The sequence below is a fragment of the Caldithrix abyssi DSM 13497 genome (assembly GCF_001886815.1).
In the GTDB taxonomy this organism is placed as follows: domain Bacteria; phylum Calditrichota; class Calditrichia; order Calditrichales; family Calditrichaceae; genus Caldithrix; species Caldithrix abyssi.
Genome location: NZ_CP018099.1, coordinates 2,863,074 through 2,878,498, shown reverse-complemented (window position 1 = coordinate 2,878,498; position 15,425 = coordinate 2,863,074). Strand labels below are relative to the sequence as shown.

General features: G+C 43.6%; 15 protein-coding genes and 2 pseudogenes. 16 read left to right on the top strand and 1 reads right to left on the bottom strand.

The genetic code is table 11. The annotated features are described in order from the left end of the window. Nucleotides 1-62 precede the first annotated feature (62 nt). From Cabys_RS11225 to Cabys_RS11155, 15 genes and pseudogenes are all read left to right on the top strand, one after another. The gene (locus Cabys_RS11225; protein WP_006930571.1) at nt 63-746 is read left to right on the top strand and encodes a tetratricopeptide repeat protein; all 684 of its coding nucleotides are present in this window, start codon (nt 63-65) and stop codon (nt 744-746) included. Next, nucleotides 743-1,924 carry an aspartate aminotransferase family protein gene (locus tag Cabys_RS11220; RefSeq protein ID WP_006930570.1) on the top strand — a complete coding sequence of 394 codons (1,182 nt, stop codon included), beginning with the start codon at nt 743-745 and terminating at the stop codon, nt 1,922-1,924. The genes Cabys_RS11225 and Cabys_RS11220 overlap by 4 nt, the downstream gene beginning before the upstream one ends. After that, the gene (locus Cabys_RS11215; RefSeq protein ID WP_044281377.1) at nt 1,917-2,855 is read left to right on the top strand and encodes a hypothetical protein; all 939 of its coding nucleotides are present in this window, start codon (nt 1,917-1,919) and stop codon (nt 2,853-2,855) included. The genes Cabys_RS11220 and Cabys_RS11215 overlap by 8 nt, the downstream gene beginning before the upstream one ends. A gap of 15 nt (nt 2,856-2,870) precedes the next feature. After that, a complete protein-coding gene (locus tag Cabys_RS11210) occupies nt 2,871-3,968 on the top strand; it encodes an ABC transporter ATP-binding protein (protein ID WP_006930568.1) in 1,098 nt (365 codons plus the stop codon). Nucleotides 3,969-4,091: 123 nt separating this feature from the next. After that, nucleotides 4,092-5,359, top strand: a pseudogene (locus Cabys_RS20735) (tryptophanase). Nucleotides 5,360-5,392: 33 nt separating this feature from the next. After that, nucleotides 5,393-6,109, top strand: a complete 717-nt coding sequence (locus tag Cabys_RS11200) for an SIR2 family NAD-dependent protein deacylase (protein ID WP_006930566.1) — start codon at nt 5,393-5,395, stop codon at nt 6,107-6,109. Nucleotides 6,110-6,124: 15 nt separating this feature from the next. Further along, nucleotides 6,125-6,325 (top strand): hypothetical protein, encoded by a 201-nt coding sequence (locus tag Cabys_RS11195; protein ID WP_044281375.1) that lies wholly within the window; start codon nt 6,125-6,127, stop codon nt 6,323-6,325. Then, entirely contained in the window at nt 6,304-8,259 is a 1,956-nt protein-coding gene (locus tag Cabys_RS11190; RefSeq protein WP_225868922.1) for a tetratricopeptide repeat protein, read from the top strand. Before Cabys_RS11195 ends, Cabys_RS11190 begins: the two co-directional genes overlap by 22 nt. Next, the gene (locus tag Cabys_RS11185; RefSeq protein WP_006930564.1) at nt 8,260-8,742 is read left to right on the top strand and encodes a septal ring lytic transglycosylase RlpA family protein; all 483 of its coding nucleotides are present in this window, start codon (nt 8,260-8,262) and stop codon (nt 8,740-8,742) included. 26 nt (nt 8,743-8,768) lie between these two features. After that, nucleotides 8,769-9,104, top strand: a pseudogene (trxA, locus tag Cabys_RS11180) (thioredoxin); the annotation flags it as partial. Nucleotides 9,105-9,177: 73 nt separating this feature from the next. Further along, nucleotides 9,178-9,762: a ribosome biogenesis GTP-binding protein YihA/YsxC gene (yihA, locus tag Cabys_RS11175; protein WP_006930556.1), complete on the top strand. Its 585-nt coding sequence runs from the start codon at nt 9,178-9,180 to the stop codon at nt 9,760-9,762. Between the two features lie 48 nt (nt 9,763-9,810). Beyond that, nucleotides 9,811-11,481: an acyl-CoA carboxylase subunit beta gene (locus Cabys_RS11170; RefSeq protein ID WP_006930551.1), complete on the top strand. Its 1,671-nt coding sequence runs from the start codon at nt 9,811-9,813 to the stop codon at nt 11,479-11,481. Continuing rightward, nucleotides 11,478-12,263, top strand: a complete 786-nt coding sequence (locus Cabys_RS11165) for an enoyl-CoA hydratase/isomerase family protein (RefSeq protein ID WP_006930549.1) — start codon at nt 11,478-11,480, stop codon at nt 12,261-12,263. Before Cabys_RS11170 ends, Cabys_RS11165 begins: the two co-directional genes overlap by 4 nt. 20 nt (nt 12,264-12,283) lie before the next feature. Beyond that, the gene (gene csrA, locus Cabys_RS11160; protein WP_006930547.1) at nt 12,284-12,496 is read left to right on the top strand and encodes a carbon storage regulator CsrA; all 213 of its coding nucleotides are present in this window, start codon (nt 12,284-12,286) and stop codon (nt 12,494-12,496) included. 11 nt (nt 12,497-12,507) lie between these two features. Next, nucleotides 12,508-13,389, top strand: a complete 882-nt coding sequence (locus Cabys_RS11155) for a DMT family transporter (protein WP_006930546.1) — start codon at nt 12,508-12,510, stop codon at nt 13,387-13,389. On the opposite strand, the gene Cabys_RS11150 is transcribed toward Cabys_RS11155, so the two are convergent. After that, a complete protein-coding gene (locus Cabys_RS11150; protein WP_006930545.1) occupies nt 13,386-13,595 on the bottom strand; it encodes a hypothetical protein in 210 nt (69 codons plus the stop codon). The genes Cabys_RS11155 and Cabys_RS11150 overlap by 4 nt on opposite strands. 387 nt (nt 13,596-13,982) lie before the next feature. Between Cabys_RS11150 and Cabys_RS11145 the strand changes: the two genes are divergently transcribed. Further along, nucleotides 13,983-15,410, top strand: a complete 1,428-nt coding sequence (locus Cabys_RS11145) for a peptidylprolyl isomerase (RefSeq protein ID WP_006930542.1) — start codon at nt 13,983-13,985, stop codon at nt 15,408-15,410. Nucleotides 15,411-15,425 lie beyond the last annotated feature (15 nt).

Sequence of the window (15,425 nt, the reverse complement as noted above, 5' to 3'; positions counted from 1 at the left end):
TAAATTTGTAACTTTTAATTATTTAGAATAAAACCTGTAACGAAGTCAAGAAGGAGATTTTTATGTTAAAGCCACAAAAGAAAAAGATCACCAAAAAGGCATTGAAAGAAGATAAATTTGTAGAGGCGGCTTTAAACGCAAAGACCTATTTAGAAGAAAATTCCAAGCAGGTGATGATTGTTGTGGGCGTTGTTTTAGCGCTGATTATTTTGATCATTCTCTATCGGAATCATCAGCAAACACGCGACCTGAAGGCCGCCACCTTACTGGGGTTGGCGCAGGTGGAATATCAAAACATGAACTACGCCAAAGCCAGACAATTTTTGAACCAATTGTTGGAAGATTATGATGGCACGGATGCCGCCGACCAGGGTTATTTTGTGCTGGCCAACCTCAATTACCAGCAGGGAAAATATGAGGAAGCCGAGGCGGCCTTTAAAAAGTTCATCGATTCTTACGATGGCAGTAAAATCTTAAAGGCATCCGGTTTGGCCGGTTACGCTGCCTGCCTGGAACATCGCGGGGCGCACCAGGAAGCGGCCGAATATTATCTTAAAGCTCAAAAAACAGCGCCCGATTTTGTGGAAGCCGCCAACTATCTTTACCTGGCCGGACGCAATTTTTTGAAAGCCGGGCAAAAAGATAAAGCCAAAAAGGCCTTTGAAACAGTCATCAAAAAATACGAAAAATCAAATCGGGCGAATGACGCCAAAGCGCAGTTAATCATTATGGCAGAAGAAAAATGAACGTTCTCCAGAACGCCAATCGCTATCTTGTAAATGTTTACAAACGCTTTCCCCTTGATGTAGAGCGTGGGGAGGGCGTTTACTTAGTGGACAAAAACGGGCACAAATATCTGGATTTTCTTGCCGGTATTGCCGTTAATGCGCTTGGTTATCAACATCCGCGAATCCAAAAAGCCATCTTAGCGCAGCTCAATCGCAATTTACATCTTAGCAACTACTTTATTCAGGATGTGCAGGTAGAACTGGCCCGGCGCCTGGTGGAGCTTACCGGTTACCGGCGCGTTTTTTTCACCAACAGCGGCACAGAAGCCATCGAAGGATTGCTCAAGGCGGCAAAAAAATGGGGCACTCACCACCAAAAATCGGAGATTATCGCTCTACAGGGCTGCTTTCACGGCCGCACCCTCGGCGCGCTTTCCATCACCATGCAGGAAAAATATCAAAAAAGTTTCAGACCTTTGCTGCCCGGCTGTAGAATGATTCCGGCCAATGACACGGCGGCCTTAAAACAGGCCGTTAACGAAAACACCTTAGCCGTTTTTTACGAAGGAATTATGGGAGAAGGCGGGGTAAGGCCGCTGGATGTCGGCTTTTTGAAAGAGCTGTACCAGCTTAGAGAGCGGTTTGACTTTCTGGTATTTGCCGATGAAATCCAAACCGGAGTTGGCCGAACGGGATATTTTTATTATTTTCAAAAAGACGGATTTCGACCGGACGGGTTCGCCACGGCCAAAGGGTTGGGCGGCGGACTGCCCCTTGGAGCGTTTGTACTGGACGAGAAGCTGGCTGAAATATTTGCCCCGGGCGAACACGGCACGACCTACGGCGGAAATCCTCTGGCCTGTGCATCTGGTTTGGCCACGGTGAACGAGGTGGCTCAACAATCGTTCCTTAATCATGTTGCGCAGGTCGGCCGATACTTTAAAGAACAATTGGGTGTATTTGCCGGAAAGTATCCGGAGCACATTGTCGCCGTGCGCGGCGAGGGCTTAATGGTAGGGCTGGAGGTCAAAGAGCGCGCCAGGGATTTGATGGATGCCGCTTTCGAAAACGGGCTGCTTTTCAATATTGCCGGAGGTAACACCTTGCGCTTTGTGCCGCCGCTCATTATTGAAAAGACCCACGTGGACGAGGCTATTGAAAAATTGCAGCTGACATTTCAAAAGGCGTTTGGATAAACAGGAGAAAAGCATTTTGCTGTTCGATTATCTTTTTATCATTTCGATTGGGTGGGAATGGCTTGCAATTTTTCTATTATTTCTCCTCAAAGGGCGGCTCATCGGCAAAGAAGCGGAAGACAACCTTAAACAGAAGACATGGGCGTCTGCGTTGATCAGCGGCCTGTTTTTAGGCGTCATTTTCTTTAAAATGATCCATCTGGCGGCGCTGGCCTATCCCTTGCAGCAAAAATTTTTGAATCATAATCTGGTAGTTCTTTTATCGGTCTATTTCTTGTGGCAATTGGTCGTCATGGCGCTGTTCTTCTGGCTGCTGATGCAATTGAGCCTGAAAAAAAATTATCAATATCGGTTTGAGCTTTCTTTAACTCAAAAATTATTTGCCGGCTTGGTTCTACTTGCCGTCTGGGACATTATTGGCGCCGTAGTTCTATATTGGTTGCTTATGTCCGAACTATCTTTTATTTACGCTCAAATGAACTCACTACCGCTTGCGGCAGACGAACCTTCCCGTCAATTCTGGATTTTACTGGGCCTGATCACATCATTTGCCCTGGCTTTATTTGCCAACTGGCTGATTAAAAAGAGCGTTAAGAAAAATAATTTACTCCTTTACGGCGCCAGCTACCTGATATTAACTCTCTTTTGCCTGACCGTTATATTTTATTACAGAGGATTGATTTTTCCTGACGTCGAAAATTTGTTCAACCAATTTTATCTTTTCTGGACAGCCTTCGTCTGGATCATTATCTTTCTGTTCGGAGCGATTATATTTTTGTTAATGATTCAAATGTACTACAATAAAAAATATTTAAAGAGTGGATTTCAGTATCGCTTTCTAATGTACCGGATGTCTCAGTTGCATCTGGTGAGCGAAGCAGGTATGGCGCTTATTGTGCTCATACCCGTGATATTTTTCATTTATTTTTAACCCGGGAGGAAGCAAATGGCTTCTGTAAAACTCGAACATGTTTACAAGGTTTATGAAAATAATGTAACCGCCATCAAAGACGCAAATCTCGAAATTAAAGACAAAGAGTTCGTGGTTCTGGTTGGGCCATCCGGCTGCGGTAAATCGACGCTTTTACGAATGATTGCCGGCCTGGAAGATATCACCCAGGGGAATATTTTCATCGGTCAAAAACTGGTGAATGACGTTCCGCCGAAAGATCGCGATATTGCCATGGTCTTTCAGAACTACGCGTTATATCCGCACATGACGGTCTTTGATAATATGGCTTTTGGTTTGAAATTGCGTAAGCTGCCAAAAGATGAGATTCAAAAGCGTGTGCATGATGCGGCCGAGCTTTTAGGGCTGATGGAATATCTGGATCGCAAGCCTAAAGCGCTTTCCGGAGGGCAGCGTCAGCGAGTGGCTGTGGGACGCGCCATTGTTCGTCAGCCGCAGGTGTTTTTATTTGACGAGCCGCTGAGCAATCTGGACGCCAAACTACGCGTTCAGATGCGCATCGAAATCAGCAAATTACATCAGCGGCTGGAAACCACCATGATTTACGTCACCCACGATCAGGTAGAAGCCATGACCATGGGCGACCGCATAGTTGTATTGAAAGACGGCGTGATCCAGCAGGTGGCCTCGCCGCTCGAACTTTACAACCATCCGGTCAACTTATTTGTCGCCGGCTTTATCGGCAGTCCGGCAATGAATTTTATTAAAGGCCAGTTGCAGCGCAACGGAAGTTTAAAATTTAAAACGGCCGATTTTGTGCTGGATTTAACGCCGCAGCACCAGGAAAAATTAAAACACTACGCCAAAAATGAGGTCATTATCGGGATTCGGCCGGAGCATTTTCTGATTGTGGCCAACGGTCAGTTTGAAGACTGGCCGCGTCTTGACGCCCTGATCGAAGTCATTGAACCCATGGGCTCGGAAACTTACGCCTATTTAACTTGCGGAACTACACAATTAAATGCGCGTTTTCAGCCGTCAGATTTGATTAAGGTCGGCAATAGGCTTAAGTTAGCCTTAAAGCCTGATAAAATACACTTTTTCGATCCCGAAAGCGAACAGGTCATTCAATAGCAACAGGAGATCCAAATGCAATTTCCGGCAGAACCTTTTAGAATAAAGGTGGTCGAACCTTTAAAGATTACCAGCAGAGAAGAACGCGAAAAATTAATAAAAGAAGCGGGATACAATATTTTTATGATTCCGGCCGATTCAATCTACATCGATCTACTGACCGATTCCGGAACTTCGGCCATGAGCGACAATCAGTGGGCCGGGTTAATGTTGGGCGATGAATCTTACGCCGGCAGTAAAAACTACTATCATTTTGAGGAAACGGTTCGTCATATTTTCGGCTTTAAAAATGTAATTCCCACGCATCAGGGAAGAGTGGCTGAGAATTTACTTTTTTCCAATATTTTAAAAGAAGGCGATGTCGTTCCCAATAATATTCACTTTGACACCACACGCGCGAATGTTGAATACCATAAAGCGCAGGCCATCGATTGTGTTATTGACGAGGGAATGGATCCCCAGAATCTGCATCCTTTTAAAGGCAATATGGATATCGATAAGCTGGAAGCGGCCATTCAAAAGTATGGTAAAGATCGTGTGCCCATCATTCTGTTAACCGTAACCAATAACAGCGGAGGGGGCAGCCGGTTTCCATGCAGAACATTCGCGAAGTCAGCGCTGTGGCTAAAAAACACGGCATTCCTTTCTTTTTTGACGCCTGCCGTTTCGCTGAAAACTGCTATTTCATCAAGGAACGGGAAGACGGTTATCAGGATAAAACCATTCTTGAAATTGCGCAGGAAATGTTCAGTTATGCCGATGGCTGCACCATGAGCGCCAAAAAGGACGGTTTAGTGAATATTGGCGGCTTTCTGGCCATGAACGACGATCAGTGGGCGCAGCGCATTACCAATATGCTGATTTTGATCGAAGGGTTTAAAACTTACGGCGGTCTGGCCGGCCGCGACCTGGAAGCCATTGCGCGCGGCTTAAAGGAAGTATTGGACGAGAACTATCTGCGCTTTCGAATTAATCAAACCAGGTTTCTGGGCGAAATGCTGGATAAGGAAGGCGTGCCTATTGTAAAGCCGGTAGGCGGCCATGCGGTTTATGTGGATGCCCGGCGGTTTTTGCCGCACATTCCGCCAGAACAGTTTCCTGGCCAGGCATTGGTTGTTGAGCTTTTTGTAAGGGCCGGCATTCGCTCGGTGGAAATTGGCAGTTTAATGATGGCTAAAAAAGATCCGCAAACCGGCAAGATGATTCCCCCAAAACTTGAGTTGGTGCGTCTGGCCATCCCCCGGCGCGTTTACACCAACATGCACATGCAGTACGTGGCAGAAGCCATTATAGAAATTTATCGGGAGCGCGAAAAATTAAAAGGTTTTACCATTGAATACGAAGCGGATTTTTTGAGACATTTTACGGCAAGATTAAAACCAATAGCGTAGGTAAGGTAATAAAAAAGGCATTGAAAGTGTACCATGTTTACCAATAAATTTATTCAGCGCTTTTTAAAGGCTTCGCAAATTGTTGTTTTAACCGGCGATACCCTGTGCACGGAAGCTCATGATATTTTAACTCAGGGGAACAATGGCGCGCTAAATGAGTTGTTTACTATTGATCAGTTAAAGAATGATCAGCAAAAATTCTGGGAAAATGTGAAAAAAATTCGTCAGCAATTAGCCAGTTGTAAACCCAATTTAGGGCACTATGCCCTGGTTGATCTTGAAAACCGGTATGATGATTTTACATTGATTACCACTTCTATAGACGGTTTGCATCAAATTGCGGGAAATAAAAATCTGATCGAATTACGAGGGAATATTCGGCGTAATATTTGTCAGAGCTGCGGCAAACGGTTCTATCATCTGCGTGAAGACGATCCGGTGGTGCCGGTCTGTCCCGCGTGTGGTAACAGCGCCCGGCCCGATGTGCTGTTAAACGATGAGACGATTGATGAGCAAATCCTGAAAAAAGCGCAGCAGGCGGCAGCCGATGCCGAGTTGTTCATCACGGTTTGCTTAAAAGAAGTACATAAAGACCATCAGGCATTGCCTTTAATCGCCAAAGCAAACGGAGCGTATCTGGTAGAACTAAATAAGGAACCCGGCGTTTTAACGGATAGTATGGATGAATTTGTGGCCGGCAATCCGGCAAAACTTTTGACCGGACTTGTTTTATTGTTAGAAAAAATTTAATTAATTCAGGTGATTATGAAATTTTTAAACCCTAAAAGCGGCATTATTCTGGCTTTAATTTTTCTTTTGGGCTGCGCTTATTACAACACCTTTTTCAACGCCAAAAAATATTACAACCAGGCTTTAAAAAAGCAGAAAAATGTAAAAAGCGGTCAAAAAATACCCGGCGATGTGAAAAAAACTATCAGACGGCCATCGAAAAATCCTGGAAGTTAATTAAAATATACGGAGATAGTAATAAATATGCCGACGACGCTCTGCTGCTCATTGGCAAAGCCTACTACCACATCGGCGACTACACCAAGGCCGAACGTACGCTTAATCAATTTCTGCTCAAATTCCTTAAAAGCGAATTAATCCCTGAGGCTAAATTGTGGTTAGCCCGAACATACGTGGCTCAAGACAAGAAAGAGGAAGCGCTGGAACTGCTAAATTCCTTGCTTTCACAAAAATTACCAAAACGTCTGGCGGCAGAGGCATTTTACATTCTGGGCAAACTCCATTTTGAACAGGAAGATTACGAAGAAGCTATAGATTTTCTCTCCAGAGCCGTGGAAATTACCAGAGACGACGAAATTAAAGGAGACGCCCTGTTCATGATGGGCGATGCTTATTATCAACTGCAGCAGTACGACAATGCCATTGAAAGCTATGATGTGCTCAGTAAGCTGGATATCCCCGCCATTCGTGAATATGAAGCCACCGCTAAAAAGGTAGAGTCTTTGATCGAACTTGAACGCTATGAAGAAGCGGAAAAAATTCTCAGGAAAATGTTGGGATCGCCGCGTTTCAAAGACCAGTTTTCATTGATTGAAACGCGCCTGGCCAATTTGTACGAAATTCAGGGCGAAACCGATCTGGCTCGCGACTATTACTACGAGATCATTAAAAAATATCCTCGAAAAGAAGGAGCCATTTTAAGCTATTATTACCTGGGTCAGCTTTATGAATTTGAGTATGCCAATTTTGATTCGGCTCAGGTTTATTACCAGAAAGTTAAAAACCTCAAAACCCATCCGGAAGTTCTGCAGGATGCCCGCGAAAAAGCGAATTTGCTTAAAGAATATCTCAAAATCAGGGATCAGTTGAGAAAAGATTATCGGGACCTTGCAAAACTGGAACGCGGCGATTCTTTGTTGACCGACAGCATGGAAGTGGCCGGCGATAGTGTGCTGGTCGGGCAGAAAGAAGAGTTAAATACAGCGCAAAGTTTAACGCCTTCTATGGGTGAAAAGCCTAAAGTGGCGTTTGAAATTCCCAGACGCGAAAACGATGTGTTCTGGGAAAGAGTACGCTCTTACAAAGATTCCTTAAGTCGCTTCAGGCGAGATACGACTTTGACGTATGAAGACAGCTTGAAAATATTTCCTAAAAAGAAGCTAAAAAAGCGCGCCAAAAAGGTTCTGGTTAGCCGAACCCCGGAAGAAGTAAACGAGAGTTTCAAGAAGAACACCTTTGCCAAGGCCGAGTTTTTTCTGTTGAAATATCAAAATTACGACAGCGCCGCAGCATCTTACAGGACGTTTATCAAGCAATTTGAAGATTCGGTTCTTACGCCCAAATCATATTATGCCTTGTATTACATTTATCACAATTTAAAACATGATTCGCTTAAAGCCGATTCCATTAAGCAATTGATCATTGCCACCTATCCAAATACCATTTACGGGCAAAAATTAAGCGGTAAAACAGAGCTTAAAACCGACATTGAAGAGGTCTCTCAGTCGCACACTTTGTACCGCCAGGCAGAGGATTTGATGGATCATGGCGACTATCAAAAAGCCTTGAAATTCTTACAGGAGATTGCTCTTAAAGATTCGGGCAGCGTTTGGGCGCAGAAGGCGCGTTTTGCCATCGCCTATATCTACGAAAAACATCTGAAGGACGTTCAGAAAGCGATTGACGCTTACTCGGAACTGATAAAGGAATATCCGAAATCGAAATATGCAGCGATCGCTAAAAGGAAGATAGCGCCACCGCCGCCGGAACCAGAGGAAAAACCTGCGGAAGAAAAAGACGAAAAAACAGAGCAGGCCGACGCCGAAAGCACGGTCCGGGAGCAAGAGGAGCAGCCGCAAAAAACGGCTCCTGTGCCCGAGGAAAGAGAAGCAAGACCAAAGCCGAAAATCGATCGCAAAAGAGATTTGTAAATGAAGTTTAAAAAAATGAAATTTCGGTTCAACATATTCTTTTCTTTAAACCCATTTTTTATTATTTTAATCACGATCACATCAATTACTACTACGTACTGTTCATCTACGGTACGCTTTAGTAGTAGCGCGGATTCTTTACCCGGAAAAGAAAGAAGCCACAAATATTACGTAGGGCAGGTCTTAAAAGGGCAGTGCTCATTTTATGCCAGTAAGTTTCACGGGCGCAAAACGGCCAATGGTGAAATTTACAATATGTTTGAACTGACTGCCGCCCACAGGTCTTTGCCTTTTGGAACCATTCTGGAAGTGGAGAACCTGCAAAACGGTAAAAAAGTTCGGGTACGAATTAATGACCGCGGCCCATTTAAGGCCGGCCGCATTCTGGATCTTTCATTAGAAGCGGCCAGAAGGCTGGATTTTATTGAAAAGGGTACCACAACGGTAAAAGCAACGATTATTCGATTAGGAAAAAACAAATAACCGCTTAACTCAAGGACAGGAGGCTTAAATTTATGGGAAATTATGTAGTACTAAATGATGATAATTTTGAACAAGAAGTAATAAAATCAGATGTTCCGGTTTTAATAGATTTTTGGGCAGAGTGGTGTATGCCCTGCAAAATGATTGCGCCAATCGTCGAAGAACTGGCCAGTGAATATCAGGGGAAACTTAAGGTTGGTAAACTGGACGTGGACAACAATCCGCAGGTTTCCATGAAATACGGAATCCGTTCCATCCCCACGCTGCTTATTTTTAAGAACGGACAGCCCGTTGATCAAATTATCGGGGCCGTTCCTAAAAAAGTAATCCTCGAAAAACTACTACCACATCTGGATCAATAAGCAGGACAAACCGTTAAAAGAAAAAGAGCTCCTCGATCTGAAGAGCTCTTTTTTAGTTAGAGAAGAATGAATCATGGCAGCACCCATATTTAAACAAGCGGAATTTTATATTACGGTCAAAAGTGCCGAAAAAATTTTGAAACCGGTATATCCCGAAGTGGCCTTTCTGGGCCGCTCAAACGTTGGAAAATCCTCTTTAATCAACGCGGTTTTAGGGAAAAAAAATCTGGCGCTTACCTCTTCTTCGCCGGGCAAAACAAGAGGCATAAATTATTTTTTAGTAGATAAAAAGTATTTTTTTGTGGATCTGCCGGGCTATGGGTTTGCTAAAATTTCTAAAAGCGAAAGATTGAAATGGCAGAAATTGATAGAAAGCTATCTTCTTCAGTCCAAACTTTTAAAAATTCTTTGCCTGTTAATCGACAGTCGCCGCGACATCATGGAATCGGACGCGCAGATGGTTGACTGGTTGCAGTATCAGGAAAAACCATTTTTTATTGTTTTGACCAAAACCGATAAGCTGTCAAAAAATCAACTGCGCCAGGTGATCAAAAAATATCAGGACTTTTTTCCGGATAACCACATTTTGCCATTTTCAATAAAAGATAAAAAATTGATCGCGGACACTGCGCTTTTTATTAAAAAAGCTCTAAATTAAAATTTTTGTTGCATTGGAAGTAATATCGGCCAAAATAAGGAGATTAAGTTGAAGAACGAAAGCGACGACATTCTTAAATCCCAATTCGATTTTGCTTCTCAGGTATCACAGGCCAACCGGGAGTACTGGCAAAAAGAAAAGGCGCGCATTCAGGAAGAACGAAAAGCCATTCATCTGGGGGGCGGGCCCAAAAACATTGAACGCCAGCACGCCAAAAACCGCCTGACCGCTCGCGAACGCATCAAACATCTGATTGATCCTGGCACCGTTTTTTATGAGTTGGGCACCTATGCCGCTTACAAGATGTACGAAGAGTGGGGCGGCGCGCCGGCGGCAGGCACCATTTGCGGCCTGGGGTATATTGAAGGTCGGCTGTGCATGATCATTGCCAATGACGCCACGGTGAAAGCCGGTTCGTTTTTCCCCATGACCGCCAAAAAAGTCATCAGAGCCCAAACCATCGCTTTTAAAAATCATTTACCAACTATCTATCTGGTGGATTCGGCTGGCATCTTTTTGCCTTTGCAGGAGGATGTTTTCCCGGATCAGGATGATTTTGGTCGTGTATTTTACTTAAACGCCCGGATGAGCGCAAAAGGCATTCCGCAAATTACTGCCATCATGGGCATGTGCGTGGCCGGCGGTGCTTACTTACCGGTAATGACCGACACGGTTTTGATGACGGAGGGCAGCGGCCTGTTTTTAGGCGGGCCTGCGCTGGTTAGAGCGGCTATCGGGCAGGTGGTTTCTGCCGAAGAGCTGGGCGGGGCAACCATGCATGCAGAAATCAGCGGAACCATTGATTTTAAAGAACCTAACGATCCGGCGGCATTAAAGCACATCCGCAAACTGGTAAAACAAATGGGCCATGCAAAACAATCGCCCATCCGTCGTATTGAAACCAGGGATCCGCGTTATCCGATCGGCGATTTGTACAAAATTATGACGTTTAATCCCACCCAGGAATACGATGTGAGGGAAATCATTGCTCGCTTAGTAGATAATTCGGAATTTGTCGAATATAAAAAAGATTATGGGCAAACGCTGGTATGTGGATATGCTCATATTGGGGGGTATCCGGTAGGAATAATCGCCAATCAAAAACGGCACATACGTAAAAAGGGAAAGCCGCCGCAATTTGGCGGCGTCATTTATACGGAGAGCGCTGGAAAGGCGGCAAGATTTATCATGGATTGTAATCAAAATACCATTCCGCTGCTGTTTATTCACGATGTAAACGGCTTTATGGTAGGGCTGGAGGCAGAGCAAAACGGCATCATTAAAGCCGGGGCTAAAATGGTTAATGCCGTTTCTAATTCGGTGGTGCCTAAAATCAGTTTGATTATTGGTGGATCTTACGGCGCAGGAAATTATGCCATGTGCGGCAAAGCGTATGATCCCAATTTTATCTATTCCTGGCCGACATCCAAATATGCCGTAATGGGCGGCGCCCAGGCGGCTAACACGCTGCTGGATTTACGCGTCAGGCAAATGGAGCGTTCCGGTAAAAAGTTAAGCGATGCAGAAAAGGAAGAGTTGTTCAAAACCATTAAAGAGACCTATGAGGAACAGACCGATCCGCGCTATGCGGCGGCTCGTTTGTGGGTTGACGAATTGATATTGCCCGAAGAAACGCGCCAGCGTCTGATTGTTACTCTGGAGGCGGTCAGCAATATTCCAGAATTTGAGACTTTTAATCCGGGAGTTATTCAAACATGAAAAGCTACCAGACCATTAAAGTTGAAATTCAGGATAACTTTGCTCAGGTTATTTTAAATCGTCCTGAGAAAAGAAATGCACTGAATAAGGTCATGGTCGAAGAATTAAAAACGGCCTTTTCCGGGCTGGAAAACAATAAAAAGGTTAGAGTGGTAACCTTAAGAGGCGCAGGGAAAGCCTTTTGTAGCGGCGCTGATCTGGGATATTTAAAAGAATTACGAAATTTCGATTATCAGAAAAATTTTGAAGATTCACTGAGCCTGGGAAAATTGTTTTTGCAAATTTACTCTTTTTCCAAACCGGTTATTGCTGTGGTAAACGGCCCGGCTCTGGCGGGCGGCTGTGGACTGGCATCGGTTTGTGATTTGATTATTGCCAGGCCAGGCGCTAAATTCGGCTATCCGGAAGTCAAAATTGGATTTGTAGCCGCCCTGGTATCTGCCTTTTTAAAAAGACAAATTGGTGAACGAAAAGCGCGGGAATTGCTTTTAACTGGCGAGATTATTACCGCCGAACAGGCTTTGCAATATGGATTGATCAATAAAGTGGCAAGCGATGAAAACCTTGAAAAGGAAGTTCATGAATGGATGCGTATATTGGTCAATAACGGGCCGCAGGCCATGGCCACCACCAAACGTTTATTTCTGGATTTAACGTATCAGGAAATTGAAACGGAAATTAAAGCGTTATCTGAAATTAATGCGAAATTCAGATCGACGGAAGAATTTTTTGAAGGCATTAGTGCGTTTTTGGAAAAGCGTACACCAAATTGGCAAAGTTGAACCTACCGGGAGGAGGATTTATGCTGGTTTTAACAAGGAGGTTGGGAGAAGCTATCACCATCGGAGACGATATCAGGATTGTTGTTGTTGATATTAGCGGTAATCAGATCAAGTTAGGAATCGACGCTCCCAAAGATGTGGAAATATATCGGGAAGAACTTTACAAAAGAATTAAGGGCGTATCTTTCGGAACGATCTCCCAGAAAAAGAAAGAGCATGGAGGTAAAAAATAACCGGTTGTTAAATGGAATTATGGTTTATTTTATCAGTATTGACCGGAACATTTTTTGGCGTCCAGTCTGTTCTCCTCAAAATTCTTTCTAAATATTTTGAGCAAACTTTTGTATTAAAGTATCTCTTCCTTATTGCAGGGATTCTTCTACTTCCTGCAATTTTTTTATCTCCAACCAGAGTAGAGTTACGTTTATTTTTAATGGCCTTCTCAATCAGCCTGGTATTGAATACGGTGGCTTATCATTTGCTTTTAAAGGCCATTGCCCATTATCCTGTTTCGATTGTTATGCCTTATGTTGGTCTTACGCCTCTGTTTTTGACTATGACGTCTTATCTGATTCTGGGCGAGGCGTTAACTAAGGGCAAGATTGTTGGCATTATTTTCATAGTTTTGGGTGGATTTATTTTGCAACTTCCAGAGAACCTGAAAGAAAAAGGCTGGCGTCATTTAATCAACTGGCGCGAAAAGGGAATATGGATGATGGTGCTGGTGGCTTTTATCTGGAGTATTACAGCCAGCGTGGAAAAGATTGCCGTCAACGCCAGCTCGCCTGAATTTTATGGCGCCTTTATTCATCTGGCGCTGGGAGGCGTTTTTGTATTTTGGGGGAAATGGCAAAACAGAAATTCAATAAAAAAGCCGGAAGCGTTAAAAATTACTTCCGGCGGCAAAAAATATATCTTATTGATTGGCATTGTTAGCGCCGCGCTGGCCTGGTGTCAGTTGGTGGCCATCAAATTAACGTTTGTCTCTTATGTAATCGCCTTTAAGCGGGCAGGCGTACTGGTTAGTACGCTGCTGGCCTTTTTCATTTTAAAAGAACGTCATTACCTCAAGGCTCTATCCGGCACCATACTGATTTTAACAGGGGCCGCGTTTATCACGCTTTAATAGTAATTATCTTTATCTTTCCGATCAAAAAAGCGATCGACATATTTTTCGCTTTTTTCCTTGAATTCGTTGATGTACTTGGTTTTGTACTTTTTGTGCATTTTTTGAAAAAGCGCAAAGGCTTCGTCGGGGTTATCGGGCACCTTTTCCGGATGAGAATGAAAATAAATGCGCATATATTCAACGATTAAATGGTCTTTGTCCATCTTTTCCCTCCTTTTTAACGGTATCTTTAACCGACACGTATTTGATTTTACTGAAATCAATTTACACAATTTAAGACATTACTTCAAATCAGTAGCGTTCGAGGAAAAAGATGTAAGGGGAGATGGCCGGTGTCCTCGCATTGTATGCCTGCACTGTGCGGTTTCATTCATAGTACGAAAAAACGTCCTACTCCGCCTGATAATGGATAAAAGCCATCCGAATCTTGCAAAACCCGGGCGAACACAATTGCTTTGAACGACGTTGTGCTGATGAAAAAATGACCTGCGCTGCCGGGTCATTTTTGCAAAGTGATAAAAAAATAGATTTATTTTATTAAAATCAGTAAATTAAAAGTTTTTAAGCAATAAAAAATTAAGGGAGCCGTAATGCGTAAATTATTTAGTCTTCTTATTGTTCTGCTTTTAATGACTGTAGCCTGTCAGAAAAATGAAATTTCAAATCCAGAAAAAGATATTGCACAGGTAGGCAAATTAAGTGTGGACAAACAAGTATTTATGAATCGCTTTCGTTTGAGTAAGGGGTTTGCCGAGGCGAAAAAATTCTCCAGAGACGATGTTGTGAAATTTATCGACGAGTATTTTGTGAAAAATTATTTACTGGTAAACAAGTTGTTAGACCAGGGAATCGAAGAAGAGAAAGAGATGAAAGAGGCGATGGAGCAGCTAAAGATACGTGCCATGACCGGCATGAACGGTCCGCTTTATCGGCAGGTTATTCCAGCTAATGTGGAGGTTAGCGATCAGGAAATTCAGGAGCTTTACGATAAAAGTAAATACAAGGTTAAGATTGCCTATTTACGCGTCAGCTCTAAACATCTGGCGGATTCGCTTTACAGCGCCCTCCGCCGGGGAGCGAATTTTGGGAAAATTGCCCGTAAATATTCGTTGGATGTTCAAACGTTTGAACACGGCGGCGAAGTGCCAAATTATATTTTTCCTGGCAGTCTGGATCCTGAATTTGAAAAGGCCATTTTCGGCTTGAAAAAAGGCCAGCTTTCCAGGCCAATTTATATTGCCGGATGGTACAACATAGTAAAAATCCTTGATAAAAAACCTATCGAACACAGGCCTCTTAGCGAGATCAAGGCGCAATTAAAACAGCGGCTACTGCAATATAAACTGAATCAAATCCGTAATAATTATATAGACAGCCTGTTCATTAAATACGAGGCTTCCTTTAACAAGGAACTTTATCCGCTAATTAAGAAAGCATTTGTACCGATTGATCGAGTTGGAAAACTGGACGTTTCGGCTATTCCCAAAGAAAAACTGGATGAACCGCTGGTAACCTATAAAGGCGGGCAATTTACGCTTAATAGTTTTGTTACGATCTACAATAAATCAATGGCATCACGGCGCGTACCGCTACGTTACGACGACGAAATTGAGAATCATATCAAAACGATGGTAATCGGAAATTTAATGTATGCCGACGGCGTGGCCCGGGGCCTGCTAAATGACGAACAATTCAAATCTTTGTATCAACGGATACGTATGCAAAAACTGGAGCGGGAGGCGCTTAAGCGGCTGGTAAACGAGCAAATTAAAATAACCGACGACGAACTTAAAGCCTATTACGAGCAGCACAAGCGAGAATGGAACAATCAAGATTTTGAAACAGTCAAGCGTTTTGTGCGCAATCGTTTAATGGGCGAGCGCGCCAGAGAATACAAAGATCAGTTGGCAGCACAACTGCGCAGCGAATACGATGTTCTTTATAATGAGCCGCTTATTAAAGAAGTGGTAGATTCTCTAAATGCGATGAAAAAGGCCGCCAGAGTACGCAAATTTTAAAATGCTTGCGGTTGC